Source organism: Psychrosphaera sp. B3R10 (genome assembly GCF_018861025.1).
Lineage (GTDB): Bacteria > Pseudomonadota > Gammaproteobacteria > Enterobacterales > Alteromonadaceae > Psychrosphaera > Psychrosphaera algicola.
In genome coordinates, this window is record NZ_JAHKQH010000023.1 from 214,239 (window position 1) to 230,615 (window position 16,377).

Below are 16,377 nucleotides of genomic sequence, written 5' to 3' on the forward strand. Positions count from 1 at the left end.
AGGTTAAGCTCCTGGCTGAAATAAGTCATAGGCTAGGGGAGTGTCATCGACGATTTCGTTAAACTTCATAATGGTCGTATTAGTTTGTCCTTCTAGCCCATTTGTTAGGCCGTGGATTATTAAAGAACCATCGATATAGTTGTCGATTTGTATTTTTTCGAAGGTGAATACATCACAAATATCTATTTCCGTTGTTGGTAAACCAGCATAGTCACAAGCGGCTCGGCCAGCAGGAATAAAGAAACCAGGGTAATTCAAACCACCAAATAGATTATCATAAGCACCCGTGTAGCCAGACATTTTAGCAACAAAGCCATATACATCATAGGCATCAACAGACCCTACAATATAAATATTATCAAGGTCGTCAACAGCCATATCATTAATGAAGTAATTTAGTGGTGCGCCTGATCCAATATTGCTCAAAGGTTTTAAAAGAAGGTAATCATCATAGTCTGCGCTCTCACCCTCTTCTATATAAGTATCGAAGGTAATATCTACTTGATAAATACCGCCTCCACTATGCGTGAGTTTTACCAAATAAGCTTCATTATAATAGTCATCATTGGCAGCAAGAACGAGAGAGTCATCACTTAGCTTAACCATCGTTCTTGTTTCAAAGCCGTTGCTGTTCGTCATATATAGCTCTAGGGCATGGTTATTATCTTCGTCCCCGTCAAATGTGGTTAAAAGTGTCCCATCTTGCTGAACGTTAATGGCAAAGGCATCTAACTGACTTTCACTACTGTAGTAATACGCTGTGCCTACAGCAATGACATCACCCATGCCATCAGCATCATCGTCATCTAAGATTATAGCGGCTGTTAGGTAGTCGTCCTCATCAACCTCAAATACGTCAAATACCGAACTATATACTTCTGATATCATCGTAGGGTCAGACACATCATACTTAACAATGTAAGAGTCTTGGGATTCAGAGACGCTGTCTATGACTTTACCGTAAATGATTATTTCTTCTGTATTTGGATTGTAGTTACTATGAACTGACTCAATAATACCGAAGTCAACTAAACCGGTAGTTGTTGAGGTTTCAATTGAATTTAAAACCGTACCAGACATATTCGTTCTTTCAATCGAAACAGAATACACTTCACTTGAATCATCAATTATCGCTTTGATAACCGCTAAACTTCCATCGCTTAACTCAATGATGCCGCCTGAAAGTTCCGCATAATAATCGTCGTCACTGCCATCATGGTGAATTACCCCCAAATAGCGGTTACCTATTAAGCTCTGGTTTTGTAAACCATTAGACAGATAATGTTGGTGTAAACTAAAGCCTTGATAACTTGATCCGGAGCCACTATTGAAACGAGTCGATGTCGTAAAGATGTCGCCACCGCTAGTCAACAATGCACTAGCAATATTTTGCGTACTGACCGGACTAAAGTCATAAACAAAACTGGTCTCATCTATTTTCAGTGACAGGTCTGTATCTACCTCTGGGGTGTACTCGACTAGATAGGTTTCTAATTCGATTGTTTCGCCAGGTAATTCACGTGAGGATATTAATGTTAATTTATCTGTCCCATCAGTTAAGTCCTGTAAAACTACGGCATGCACACCGGAGACAGAACCAGAAGTCTGGGTGAGGTCAAGAGCACTTAAAATAGAACTAAGTGAACTTAGGATGCCGGTCGGTTCGTATTGACTCATCGTCAAGCCAAATGAATTACCGCCGCCAAGTGAAGTTTTTGTCAAAAACGCAATATTACCTGCGCTATCTTGGCTTATTGAAATGACAGGGTCGTCGTCTCCTGAGCCATCGATATCTCGCATTGCAATACCGTTACTGTCAAAACTTGTGTCGTAGTTAAGGGTGTCAGCTGACAGCCTTACAATTAATGCATCTTCTTCACTTGAACCACCACCGCCGCTCAAACAGTTCGTACTACCGCCAATTAACAGAGTGCTGCTATCGGGTTGCATCAATGAGTACGCTTTATCGTTAGTTGATGACAGTAAACAGCTTAACGCTGTGCCAGCTAAGTTGATGTTTTTCGAATCAAGACTAACCAAAGACGTATCATACTCAACGACATCAATTGAAGTGCTTGTTAAGTTATTGGTAATTTCAATTATATTACCACTGCTATTTTCACCAAGCACAACAGGTTCAAAACTATCTTCATCTTCAGCAATTGCATTTGAATAGCTACCGTCGACTGTAAATATTGATTCGATAACCATCTCGTTGCCATTACTTTCTGAAAGAGCATATATTTCAGTACCGGCCGAATGTACTAACACATCGACGGCTTTAGAAGGTGAAGAAGGGGTTGATAGCACGTATTTGCCATCGCTACTAAATGAACTATCTAGTTGACCAGAGGCATCTAAACGTATCACCATAGCGTCAATATATGAACCATCGTCTTGAGTACCTGCAAGGTAAACTCTACCAGTGTCATCAATTTTTATGTCAGCCACCGTAAATGCATTAGGTGAATCTTCAAACATCTCTACGTTATAGTCTTGCAAATTATTGGGGTCTATGAACTTAATACCATTAACGCCAAAGCTTACGTCGTAATAACCGTTGCTATTCAACTTACTTACAATAATGGTTGTGTTATCAGATGATTGAAGCGCTAAATAACGATTGCCAGCGGCATCTTGAACGGCGTCTACCAAGTATTCACTGTAACTGTCGGCAAAGGTATTAAAGCTTTGAATACCCGTATTATTAAAGGTTGTGTCCAATGCCAGTTCGATATTTTCGACCACATCCTCTAATGTCACCGCGATGTTCTGGGTTGTCACTAATCCAGAACCAGCTTCAGTCGCTTCAATGGCAACGATAAATATATTGTCTGCGTCACTGTCATCTAGTGCTTCAAAATTCGGTAACGAAGAGAATGTTAGCTCGCCTGTCGATGAATTGATTGCAAAAAATTCGCCGTCCGAACTTTCCGCAGCTTTTGCATAAGTTACTGTATCGGATTCTGGGTCTGTCGCAGAAACCGTCATAATAGTGTAATCATTTTCATCAACGGTCACGCTATTTGCCGTATTGAAAACGGCAGGCTCATTTAAATTATTAATAGTGGCAACAAAATCAACTGTATGAGATAGAGCGCCAGTACCATCGTCAGTTACCGTTACTGAGAATTCGAAGGTTCCATCAACACCATTATCAATTGCAGTTTCAAAATCAGGCAAAGTATTAAAGCTAACAACACCTGTTGCACTGTCTATCGACAATAATGAAGCGTCCGTACCTGTAAGGCTATAAGTTAGTGTATCGCTAGAGTCATCATCGTCGGCGTCAACATCAACAACGGTGAGTTGATTCTCATCGGGATAAATTAAATCGCTAGTTGAAATAACAGGCGCTTCGTTAATGTTATTTAACGTTACGGCCATAGCAACGGAGTCCTGCAAACTGCCTGAATCGGTTACAGTAACTACAAAATCATAGATACCATCTGCGCCAGAATCGACTGGTGTTTCAAAATTAGGTGCATTTGCAAAACTTATTAGCCCTGTTGAACTGTTAATCGTTAATAATCCCGCATCAGTACCGCTGATGGTATAAGTCAGTGTATCTTCAGAGTCAACATCAGTCGCATCGACGTCAAACGCAACTAATTGATTTTCATCGGCATCACCGCTTGATGTGGTAGAAATCACAGGAGCTTCATTAACGTTTGCTATGGAATATTCAAAAGAAATACTGTCAGATAAGTTGCCATCGCCACTGTCGGTGGCTGTTACGGTAAATTCGTAGATGCCATCAGCGCCATTGTCTATCGCAGCTTCGAAGTTTGGTTGGGTATTAAAAGTTACAACACCAGTGCTGCTATTAATGCTGAGAAGGGCTGCATCTGTCCCTGATAAGCTATACGTTATTGAGTCGCTGCTATCTTGATCGTAGGCACCGACAGTGACGATTGAGGATTGATTTTCAGCCGCGATACCAAATGTTTGCTGGTTGGATATGACCGGTGGCTCATTTAGATTCAACAGCGTTACAAGTATAGTTTGGGTAGCACTTAGGTTAGTCTCACTGCTGTCTTCAGCTATTACAATAACTTCAAAAACATTATCATAATTAGAATCTGACGGCATTTCATAGTCTTTCGCTTCGTTAAATGTAAGCACACCGGTTGTAGAGTCTATGTTGAATTTATCCGAATCAGCACCGCTTTCACTAAAGTAATAAGTAATCGTATCTGCGCTGTCATCGTCTGCGGCTACGACAGTAGTAACTAAGGTCGCGTTTTCAAAAACAGAAATTGTATCTGTTGATGTAAAGACCGGCGCTTCTTGAGCATTAACTACGGAAATTGAAATCGGTTCTGAAGAGGACTCGGAATTAGCGTTGTCGTCCGTCACTACAATATTAAATTCGTAGACATTGTCACCATTGCTATCACCAGGGGCCTCATAGTTAGGTTCATTGGTAAAGCTTACCGTTCCTGCATTACTATCAATTGTAAATAGAGCAGCATCTGTTCCTGACAATGAGAAAGTTATGGTATCACCTTCTTCGTCAGTTGCGGTTGCCGTAAATAAACTTGTTGAGTTCTCTAAGACATTCATGCTGCCGTAATTAATCGACATTTCGTTGATAATTGGTGCGTCATTAATATCGTAAACAACAACGTTAACGTTATCTAACCAACCTGCATCATCGCCGCCATAGGTGCCGCCGTGATTTTTGGAATATACCCATTCAACATCATGTGTTCCTTCTGTTAGCGTAAATTGGTATTGAGTCCAATCTTGCTCGCCACTGATTGACGTTATGAGAACACCGTCAACATATAAGCTTAATAAATCGACACCGCTTTCAGAGGAAACTTTCCAATCGAAAGTTAGTAGGCCTCCGTCGATACTGCCGTTTACCGTTGTTTCTATCGCTGATATTTGATTACCACCTATGACACCAGAACGCAGTGCAGATCCACCGGATGTAAATTCGTCTGATTGGTCAAACCAATATGCGTCCGTGTTGGTAAAGGCGGCTGTCATCGGGTAGTCACTGTATTCAACAAATGGTGCAAAATCATCCGCCGCACTCAACGTGTCGTCGTAAGGATAAGCGTCAGAGCCGTCTAATACACCGTCGTTGTCGTCGTCCGGGTCAATGGAATTGATTAGGCCATCGCCGTCCGGATCTTCTAAAAAGTCCATAATTGAATTTTCGTCACTGTCTTCAGCATCATGAATACTGACCCCGTTATTGAATAGGGTGAGTAAAACTGCATTTCCTGCTGGATTCGTGCCTGCAATATTGGCGTGCAACGACTGTAGGTTTACGAATGTTAGTAATGGTGAAAGGTCGGTCACACTAGTGTCGTTGATATTAAGTTCAATTAACGTACTTGAACTATTTGCAAGTGAAGACATTGCATTGTCATCAAACGATGTACTTGCTGTGAAAAAGCTAACAAGTTGAAAATTTGATAGTCCAACAAAATCTGTTGTAGGAGTGTCAGAAATATTAAGATAATTTAAATTAGACATACTAGATAGTAAGCTTAAATCTGAAAAGCTAGTGTTTTGTACTTCTAGTGTCTGCAAGTTGAAATTATTTAAGCTACTCCAATCAGAAACCCCCGTTTGGTAAAGTTTGAGGTGTTCCATTTGGGTCATAGATGCTAACAATGACAAATCTGAAAAACTTGTTTCCGCTGCGGAAAAATGCGTTAACGAAAAGTTAGTCATTCCTGACCAATCTGAAATATTGTTTGACGTCAATAAAAGCGTTTGCAAATTTGCCATGTGAGTAATTTCAGATAAGTCATTTAAATTACTAAAATCTAAATTTAAATAATTTAAATTTAGATCAGTTAAAAATGACCAATCTGCAAGCGTAACATTGTAAAGCGTTAGCGTCGTTAGGTTTGAATTGCTTGTGAGAAGGCTCCAGTCCGGAATATCGATTGAGTCAAATGCGCTAAATTCAGATAAATCTAAATTAGGGAGTTCTGACCAATCTGATGCACTAGATATTTGCAAGGATTGTAAGTTATCAAATAACGCTAAGTCATCTAATGTAGTAACTGTGTCACAGTTGAAATAACTCACATCCAACATTCGAGTCGTCGAACCGTCGTAAAGACCGTTAAGACAGGTTTGCACTGTACTATCGGTATAGCTGATGTTATTAAGAAGTGAGTTTACTTCAACCGTAATTGTAAAGGTCTGAGTGACAGGGGCCGCGCCGTCTTCTCCGCCATCGGCAACTTCAATGATTACTTCACCAGATGTCGTTACACTATCTCCAGGAGTCCACGTTACGTAACCTGACGAGTTTACTGCCATGCCAGCAGGGCCTTGGACTATCGTAAATGTAAAGTCTGTGGATTGATCAAAGTCGTCAACATCAATTACCGATATTTGATAATCCCAGGTTATCGCTTCTGTGGCTGATGTGTCCGGAGTCGAGTTAATACTTGGCCCGTCATTCACAGGAGTAATATCAATGGTTAGCGTAGCATTATCGTATTGATTGTATTCATCGGCAACGATATAGCTCACAGTATCTTGGTAATTATTGTCGACAGCTGGGGTGTAATCGATAGTTGTGCCATCGGTTGTAACATCACCATACACCGCGCTGACACCAATAATTCGCAGATTTCCAGTGCTACCTTTACTGTCTAGATCATTCGATAATACATCGATATCATTTAGCGCCACTTCTTCAATTGCAGTCGCCGTATCATCGGTTAAATAAAGCGGATCGTTAATTTGATAGTGGTTTATACGCGGAGAAATAAGCTGATAATAGGTCGCTATTCCTTCATTTTCAGATGGTAATAAGTCAATAAATAGTTCAGATTCGACCACCCACAAAGTGCGGTTGACAAGATCTATATTGATAACTTGCCACGTTCGTTCGCGCAGTTTTAAACAGGTTTGATCAACTTCAGGGTCACAAAATATATAACTACTTATGAATTCATCGTAGTAGCCTTTGAGGCTGATTTCACCTTCGAATTCTGACCATGTCCAATCTGTTTGGTTAAGATTAATAGAGTCACCATTTTTATACGCGGTATCTCTTACGACTTCGCTCTCTCCGTCTGGTGCTCCTATTGCTGCTGAACTTAATAACCTAAATGACAATAAGTCGTCTGCAAGCAATTGGCCATTTTCGTCAAAACTAGCAGGTGCTGCTGTGACAAACGAGCTCAATAACTTTTTGTCGCTAACAAAATTAAGAATGTCAGAAGTACTAACTGTATTGTCTTTCGCAAAGTAACTTAATGTCGCGTAGCTGTTACCGTCAATCGTATTAGTGGCTTCTACAAGAACAACCCTATGCTCTGAACTTTCGCTAAGTGGTGTAAGCGTATAGTTTTCAAAGTTAGGGTCGAAATCTATCTGGACAGTAATTACGCCGTCACTATCAATTTGCCAATCGAAACCGGCTGACAAATTACCGATATAGCCCGTTGCTCCGTCGCTATAGAAGTCGCTGGCATAATGAGTGAGGTTAAAGACATTATTGAGTTCTTCAAATCGTGGTAAGTACCAGGTTTCGTCCGATAAGTCCGCTGTACCATAAGTGCCAACGGTTGTTTTATCATATAAACGAGAACTTGATGGATCGCTATACTGATAATACGTCGCCCCAGCAAAGTCAGTCATCGGTGCTAATTCATAACGCGTTTGAGTCTCGATATCTACATCAAAATAGAGTTCAACATTGTCGGTGATTTGGATGACTTTGGACGTCGTTGACACGGTGATAGCAAAGGTTTGATACTCATCTTCTGTCGTCTCAACAAAATTATCGTATTCAGTTTGTGTGATTAAATTGTAATCCAACAGACTGCTTGCAGTAACTTCTTCAGGGTACTCAGTTGGGTTAACCATAGTAATAGTGATTACATCGTCGGTTTCGGTCCAAGTAAATTCTTGCTCACCCGTTAGGTCAATCACTTTACCTGTGTTGTTTAGTCGTTCAAAGTAATAGATATCACCGGAAGAAAAACGAGGGTGAACACCAATACTCTGCTGTACGTAACCATCTTTACTTATAGGGAATGCTTGTACTAATTCAAATGACAATGGCAGTTGGTCAAAGTTATTAGGTAAGTTAGTACCAACACGATCCGCAGAAATTTTCGCAGAATCTGATAAGTCATACATATCTACAATGTGCAACTCATCTCCAATAACGGCTCCAAATTGAGTATCACTGCTGCTGTATGACAATGACAAATCAAACGAACCATCAATTTCGGATTCAACCGGATAATACCTACTGTTTTTAATCTCAAAAAGTAGGTCAACATTGGTCACGGCAATTTGCCACTCGTTAGATTCACCAACATCGGTAATAACAATATCATCGGAGTTGTTTGCATCAATGTCTAGAGTACCAACTAATGGTTTTGGAGAGATAGTGATGGTGACGGTTGCCGCTTCGCTTTGCAGTTGCCCATCTGAAACAACATAACTTATTGTATCGCTTGTTGCGTTGTCTATTGGCGTATAGGTTAACGTATTGTCAGTTTCGATAACCACATTACCGGATACAGCTGTGGCAGAATATACGGTCAATGCATCGCCGTCAGCATCGGTGTCATTTATTAATACGTCGAAGTTTTGGGTACTGTAATTTACGACTGTTGCATCGTCATCAACCGCGACTGGGGCATCATTGACCGGCGTAATTGTAATATCGACATTGGCGCTACTGCTTAATTCGCCATCACTTAAATCGTAAATAAAACTATCGGCAATCGTTTCATCACCGCTATGTACGTAGGTAATCGTGCCATCACCATTAACGGTAACAGTGCCCGACGTCGGGTGCTGATTTATTGAAACAATGAGATCATTTTGCGAACTCTCTGCATCACTGTCGTTAACTTTAACATTAATTGTTGTGCTGCTTGCTTCGTTTAAGCTCGCTGTATCATCTACTGCAACTGGTGTGTCATTGGTTAAGGTAATAACAAAATCTATTGTTGAACTAACATTCACAGTGCCATCTGTCGCAATGTAAGTGGTTGAATCTGTGATGGTTTCTGATCCATTGTGAGTGTATTGCAATGTGCCATCGCCATTTTGAGTCAAGGTGCCGTTTGTTGTTGCCTCAAAACTCACTATGGTCAAAGTATCGCCGTCAATATCAACGTCGTTTGCTAATGGGTTTAGGGCAATCGAGTCACCTTCATTTAAAGTAAATATATCGGAATAGGCATTTGGTTCATCGTTAACAGGGGTTACGGTTAACACGACTTTCGCTGTACCTAGGTTGTTTAAACTGTCTAGGACGACGTATTGAATCGTATCTTCGCCGTTAAAGTTTGGCGATGTAGAATAATCAAGTTGACCAGACATATCTAAAGATGTCATGCCTGCAAACGCTGTCGCGCCGACAAGTTGCATTTCAGTTGCCGCATTTTGACTATCTAAATCATTAGTTAACACATCTATATTTGCAGCAAATTCTTCTTCATTTACCGTAAGAGCATCGTCTACCGGATTGGCGGCTGGTGAAATTGTGTAATACGTTAAAAACTCAACAAGTACATCATAAGTTGGGGCTGGTTCTTCTAGCAATATCGAGTCAAAGTCTAGAACTTGCATAGATTCAACGACCCACAAACGATTAGTTTCAGGGTCGTAGGCTTTAACATTTAATTCGTTAATAAGAACTTCGTAACAACCGCTGTCGCTCTTCGGATCGCAATATTGCAGGCCTTGTTCAGTATCAAAATATTGCACTAAATACAGAGCGTCATTCTCAATTTGTGCAGCCCAGTTAGTGACACTACTGCTATCGGAATAGCTCATAATTCCGGTGGATTCAACCATGCCAACGGGTGCATTTTGTGCGCTTATACTGCTGATGATATGCGCATTTAGGTATTTAGTTTGTAATTGACCGTCGCCATCAAAACTATCTAACTGACTGTTACTGCGGCCATCTAGCAATACGTTATTTGTTAGCAAGTTAGTTAAATCTAAAGACGATAAGTCTTGCTCTTTTACAATATAACCAATTGCAGAAAGGGTTTGATCTGAGGTTGTGCCACTAATAAGTACTTCATAAGCGCTATCATCAAAGGTTACCTTAGTGAAGGTATAAGAATCGCCGTTTTCAATATTGACTTCCAATTCTGACGATTCATTAATGCTCCAATTGAAATTGAGACCCAGGTCAACTAATGAGCCGGAACCATTTACATCAAAAAATGCATTAATTGCTGTTTGTTCGTAATCTGATTTCGACAAGTCAAACAAAGGTAAAACAACATTTCCGGATAAATTAGAAAATGTATAAGTACCGATAGTTGGACGACGATATAGGCGATATGATTTGTCTTCTTCATTTACTTGAACACTGCCGCTACCAAGTTCTGACGGCAAATTGTATATCGCCTCAAAGCTCTCGATGACGTCTAAGTAAAGTGCACGGTTTTTGACCAGAGACAAAGTTAAGCTGGTGGTTTCTATCGAAACCGTAACCTCAGCGTCACTCGAACCATTGTTGGCAACATAAGTGTCATAGGTTGTTTGGTCAATCGCATTTAATTCTAAAAGTTCGTCAATACTTACCGTTTCTTCGTCAACTTTTGGGCTCGTCAAAGTGATTGACAAATCATTTCCATTTAACGCCCAAGTAAACTCTTCTTGACCGTTATCATAAGTATAGCTACCTGTTTTAACCCCAAAAGTGTCGTCAAATGTTATTGATGCACCACTGACTTCAAGCGGATTAACGGCAATTCGTTGGAATGCATTTTTACCCGAATAAGTCGGTTTACTTAGGATGAATTCGCCTAAGAGGTCTACGTCAGTTAATAACGTCGTTAAGTCTGTACCGTTAAAGTCAATTTGCAAAGAGGCCATGGTATCCAATAACGGGATTGTCACGTAATAAAGCATCTCATCTATGACGATGCCAAAATTATGCTCCGATTGATCAGACAGTGTTGTGTAAATTGACGTGTTGTCACTTTCTAATTCGAATGGGTACTGCTTGTTGTCAATAATCTCAAAAGCAGACTCAACATGATTTGCGATGGCAAAGCTCCATGCATCATTATCGCTATCATATGTGACATCAATATCATCTACTTGGTCGCCATTGATGTCATGTTGTCCCGCTAAAGAAAGCGGGGTTACAGTCACTTGGATTTGTGCAACAGTCTCTAAACCTTGCTCGTCACTCACTGTGTAACTGACAATGTCCGACGTTATATCGGCATTTGGTATATAAACTAGATAAGCCCCTTCAACGATAGATACAGATCCATTCTCAGCACTTGCGTTTACAATCGAAAGTGCATCTTCTTCTGGATCCGAGTCGTTTTCTAACGCGTATATTTCAACTGAGTCATAATTTACAACGCTCGCTACATCGTCTACAGCAATGGGAGCTTCGTTCTCATTGGTAATTGATACATCAAGATCGTAGCTGTCGGTTAAGCCTGCAAGGTCCGTTACCGTTACATTTAGCGAATAAAGCGGGGTTGTTTCAAAATCGAACGTGGCATTGGCAATAATACTTATTTCACCGGTTTGGGCGTCGATTGCAAAGTTAGAAGAGCCTGTTAACGTCCAAGTTAAGGTATCTGGCGCGTCAACGTCTAGAGCATCAAACGTTATGAAGGACGTTGCAGATTCAGGCGAGAATGACTCAAGTAATGGATCGATTAACATCGTATGACTTGTGATTTCAGGTGCTTCATTGACGTTTACCAACGTAATGGCTAAATCAAAATCAGTGCTGAGGTTTGACGCGTCGGAAACCGTAATAACGGTATCAAATGACGGTGACGTTTCAAAATCAACAGAGGCTTGGTTGTTTACTGTGATTTCACCGGTTGTCGGGTTAATACTAAATGCATCGCCACCATTAGCTAACGCAAAGGTAAATTCGGTTTCGTTGTCACCGTCAGTGACGACCGGCGTATAAATAAGTGTGCCTGAACTGATATTTTCATTAATGCTAACGGCAGAATCGCTTGTGATCATTGGCGGTTCATTTTCGTTTGTAACACTGACTTGGATGTCATAGCTGTCGCTCAATCCGGCTTGGTCAGTAGCAGTAACACTTAAGGTATAAAGTGGGGTTGTTTCAAAATCGAACGCGGCATTGGCAATAATACTTATTTCACCAGTTAGCGCGTCGATAGAGAACTGACTCGAACCGGTTAACGTCCAAGTTAAGGTATCTGGCGCGTCAACGTCTAGAGCATCAAACGTTATGAAGGACGTTGCAGATTCAGGCGAGAATGACTCAAGTAACGGATCGATTAACATCGTATGACTTGTGATTTCAGGTGCTTCATTGACGTTTACCAACGTGATAGCCAAATCAAAATCAGTGCTGAGGTTTGACGCGTCGGAAACCGTAATAACGGTATCAAATGACGGTGACGTTTCAAAATCAACAGACGCTTGGTTGTCGATGGTAATAGCACCGGTATTTGGGTCGATACTAAATGCATCGCCACCATTAGCTAATGCAAAAGTAAATTCGGTTTCGTTGTCACCGTCAGTGACGACCGGCGTATAAATAAGTGTGCCTGAACTGATATTTTCATTAATGCTAACCGTAGAATCGCTTGTGATCATTGGCGGTTCATTTTCGTTTGTAACACTGACTTGGATATCATAGCTGTCGCTTAATCCGGCTTGGTCAGTAGCAGTAACACTTAAGGTATAAAGTGGGGTTGTTTCAAAATCGAACACGGCATTGGCAATAATACTTATTTCACCAGTTTGGGCGTCGATTGCAAAGTTAGAAGAGCCTGTTAACGTCCAAGTTAAGGTATCCGATAGATCGTGCTCTGTTGCTTCAATCGTAATAAAGGCCGTTGCTTGCGGTTCGGAAAATGATTCGACAAGGCTTTCGATTAGCAGCGTGTGGCTTGATATTGATGGAGCTTCGTTCACGTCAAGCAATGAAATTGTAAATGCAAAGTCGTTACTGAGCGAAGAGCTGTCAGTTACAGTGATGACGGTATTAAAGGTCGGTGTTGTTTCAAAATCAACAGACGCTTGGTTGTCGATGGTAATGGCACCGGTATTTGGGTCAATACTAAATGCATCGCCACCATTTGCTAACGCAAAGGTAAATTCGGTTTCGTTGTCACCGTCAGTGACGACCGGCGTATAAATAAGTGTGCCTGAACTGATATTTTCATTAATGCTAACGGCAGAAGCGCTTGTGATCATTGGCGGTTCATTTTCGTTTGTAACACTGACTTGGATATCATAGCTGTCGCTTAATCCGGCTTGGTCAGTAGCAGTAACACTTAAGGTATAAAGTGGGGTTGTTTCAAAATCGAACACGGCATTGGCAATAATACTTATTTCACCGGTTTGGGCGTCAATTGCAAAGTTAGAAGAGCCGGTTAACGTCCAAGTTAAGGTATCTGATAGATCGTACTCTGTTGCTTCAATCGTAATAAAGGCCGTTGTTTGCGGTTCGGAAAATGATTCGACAAGGCTTTCGATTAGCAGCGTGTGGCTTGATATTGATGGAGCTTCGTTCACATCAAGCAATGAAATTGTAAATGCAAAGTCGTTACTGAGCGAAGTGCTGTCAGTCACAGTGATGACGGTATTAAAGGTTGGTGACGTTTCAAAATCAACAGAGGCTTGATTGTCGATGGTAATAGCACCGGTATTTGGGTCAATACTAAATGCATCGCCACCATTAGCTAACGCAAAGGTAAATTCGGTTTCGTTGTCACCATCAAAAACGATTGGGGAATAGATTAATGTTCCAGCAGCTAAATGTTCATCTATCGTTAACGCTGAGTTACTGGTAATCATTGGTGCTTCAGGCACATCAATGATTGAAACTGTAATATTTTGACTCGCAGTTACGCCCAACGGATCTTCTGCAATAACTGAAATTTGATAACTTGTGGTTTGTTCAAAATTGACTGGTGCAACTAAGGTGATTTGACCTGAATTTTGATCAATAGCAAACGTATTTGAATCGTCGCTTAGGGTGAATGTGCTATTTTCAACGTCTTCATCCTCGATTAATACCGCGATGACAAGGCTGTTAATAGTCGCGTTTTCAGACAAAGTAACTTGTTCAGAGGAAATAAAGAGTGGCGCTTGGTTGCTAAGATTTACACGAACCGGCAAATTAACTTCAAATTCACCATCTTCAAAATCAAAAACTAACAGTAAGTTGTCGATGCCGTCAAAACCAATTTCTGGAATGTATTGCACAACCCCGTTACTGAAGGTTGCTGTACCGTTACTTGCACTTACGGTATTCAACGTAGCGTTGTTTGGTAGCTGATCTGAAATGTCCGCCAATGCGATTTCAATTGGCGTTATATCTTCGGTTGTTGCGATTACATCTACGACATTAATCGAAACGGTTGTTATTGAACTAAGTAAACTACCGTCACTTACGCGGTAGCTAAAACTGTCTGTCCCAACAAAATCTGAATTGGCGGTGTAGCTAAAACTCCCATTTTCCGCCATTACCACTTCGCCAAAACTTGGCTGGGTAACACTCGATAAGTCAACATTGATATTATCGCCGTCAATGTCGGTGTCATTTGCCAATACACCAAAGCTTCTATGCACCTGCGATGTCTTATCATTGGTTAGTTTATAGCTGTCGTTTAAAGCTGTTGGAATGTCATTTTGCGCCACAACGGTTAATTCTACGGTAGCAGAAGTTGCATTATCTTTTTCATCAGCAAGTTGATACTGAAAAGTATCTAAACCAAAAAAGTTGGGATTTGGTTGGTAACTAAATGTGCCGTCGGAAGCGAGTAGCAAAGTACCGTTTTGAGTAGTTTGCATCAGTGTGAGAATAATTTCACTCATCGCGGTGTCTTCATCAAAGTCATTGTTTGTAATTGAATTTTCTGAACTAACAACAAGTAATGAGTCTTCGTTTAACTGAAACTGATCGTTTACCGTAATCGGCGGGTAACCGTTAAAATCTGGGGTGGTGACTTCGACAATTGCTTGGCTAGTTGCGCCAGAAGGGTCGGTAATAGTGTAACCAAAGCGGTCATAATTAACGAAGTTTTCAGCAGGAGTATATTCAAATGTACCGTTTGAAAATAACTGCACGGTACCAAAGGCTGGTAAGTTTGTTGAATCAATTGCAACGGTAAGAGTGTCACCGTCAACGTCGTTATCATTGGCTAACACACCACTTTCAGAGGATGTAAAAGGCAAACTTGTCATGATGATATTATCGTCAAGTGCCGTTGGCGCGTCATTTACCGGAGTAACCGTAATAGTGACCGATGCTTCACTTGTTTGGTTGTTTTCATTAAAAATGGCGTAAGTAAATAGATCTGTACCGGTAAAGTTGTTATTAGGTACATAGCTAAAACTACCGTCACTGTTGATGGTGACTTGGCCATTACTAGGATTGTTAACCGCTATCGTGTTGGCCAAAATTACACCATCATCAAATACGGTATCATTCGTCATAAAGTTGCCATTTAATGTGGCGTCTTCAACAACGGTAAAAGCGTCATTCACAGCAATTGGGGCTGTGGTGATGACATCACCTTCTAATAACAAGGTATTGCTGTATGCACTTTCACCCGTACCGTCGATTCCGGTTACTAAGATATAATAGGAATTTCCAATGGGTTTTTCAGTTAAGCTTGCAGAATTAGTAGTTAATGATAATTTGGCGTCACCGCCCTCTAGTTCAACGTAATTTTGGCCTGTTAAACCAAATTCAGTGGTGACATACACGTTGTATCGAAGGACATTGGCATTGACATCCCAATTGACATTGAGCGTGTCTGTAGTTTCGTCGATGCTTGCTGCAACGCCAGTAATGACTTTGCTTTGCCAATTAATGTTGACTGTTGCAACTTGTTGTAAGTTATCTGCGACGTCTTCAACCCAAAGTTGCAGACTATTTTCTCCTGACTGCCATCCAAATAAATGAGGGCTAATACCATTAACCATAGTTGAAACTGCAGTTCCGCAATTTTCTTCACAAACCACTAAAACATCACTTGTACCTGAGAAACCAAGTAGGACACGTTTAATACCATCGGTATCTTCTGCCGTTACCGAAACTGTAACATTGCCAGTAAATAAGTCGCCAGCGAGAGGGTACTTAAAGTTACCCGTAGCATTTAGCAAAGCGGCATTGTAGGTCAAAGCAGAATTGACGTTTTGTCCACCAATTTTTGCTACAGGCGAAAAAGTGATGCGGTTTAAAGTTGTGGCATTAATTGCCATTTCGGCAGGCGTTAAATCTGAGGCACTATCGGCAGTTGAATGAGAACTCTCATCCGTATTGTCACTTGTATTTTCACCACCACCGCAGGACATTACAATCAGGCAGAGGCCTACCATTGTCGAGGTGTGTATTAGTCGTTTTAGAAAAACTATCATTTTACTGCCCGTGTTAAATTTATT

General features: G+C 40.9%; 1 protein-coding gene. It reads right to left on the reverse strand.

Features of this window, described 5'->3' with window-relative positions; genetic code table 11:
• Positions 1-3 precede the first annotated feature (3 nt).
• Positions 4-16,353 carry an Ig-like domain-containing protein gene (locus tag KO525_RS08390; protein WP_215963336.1) on the reverse strand — a complete coding sequence of 5,450 codons (16,350 nt, stop codon included), beginning with the start codon at positions 16,351-16,353 and terminating at the stop codon, positions 4-6.
• Positions 16,354-16,377 lie beyond the last annotated feature (24 nt).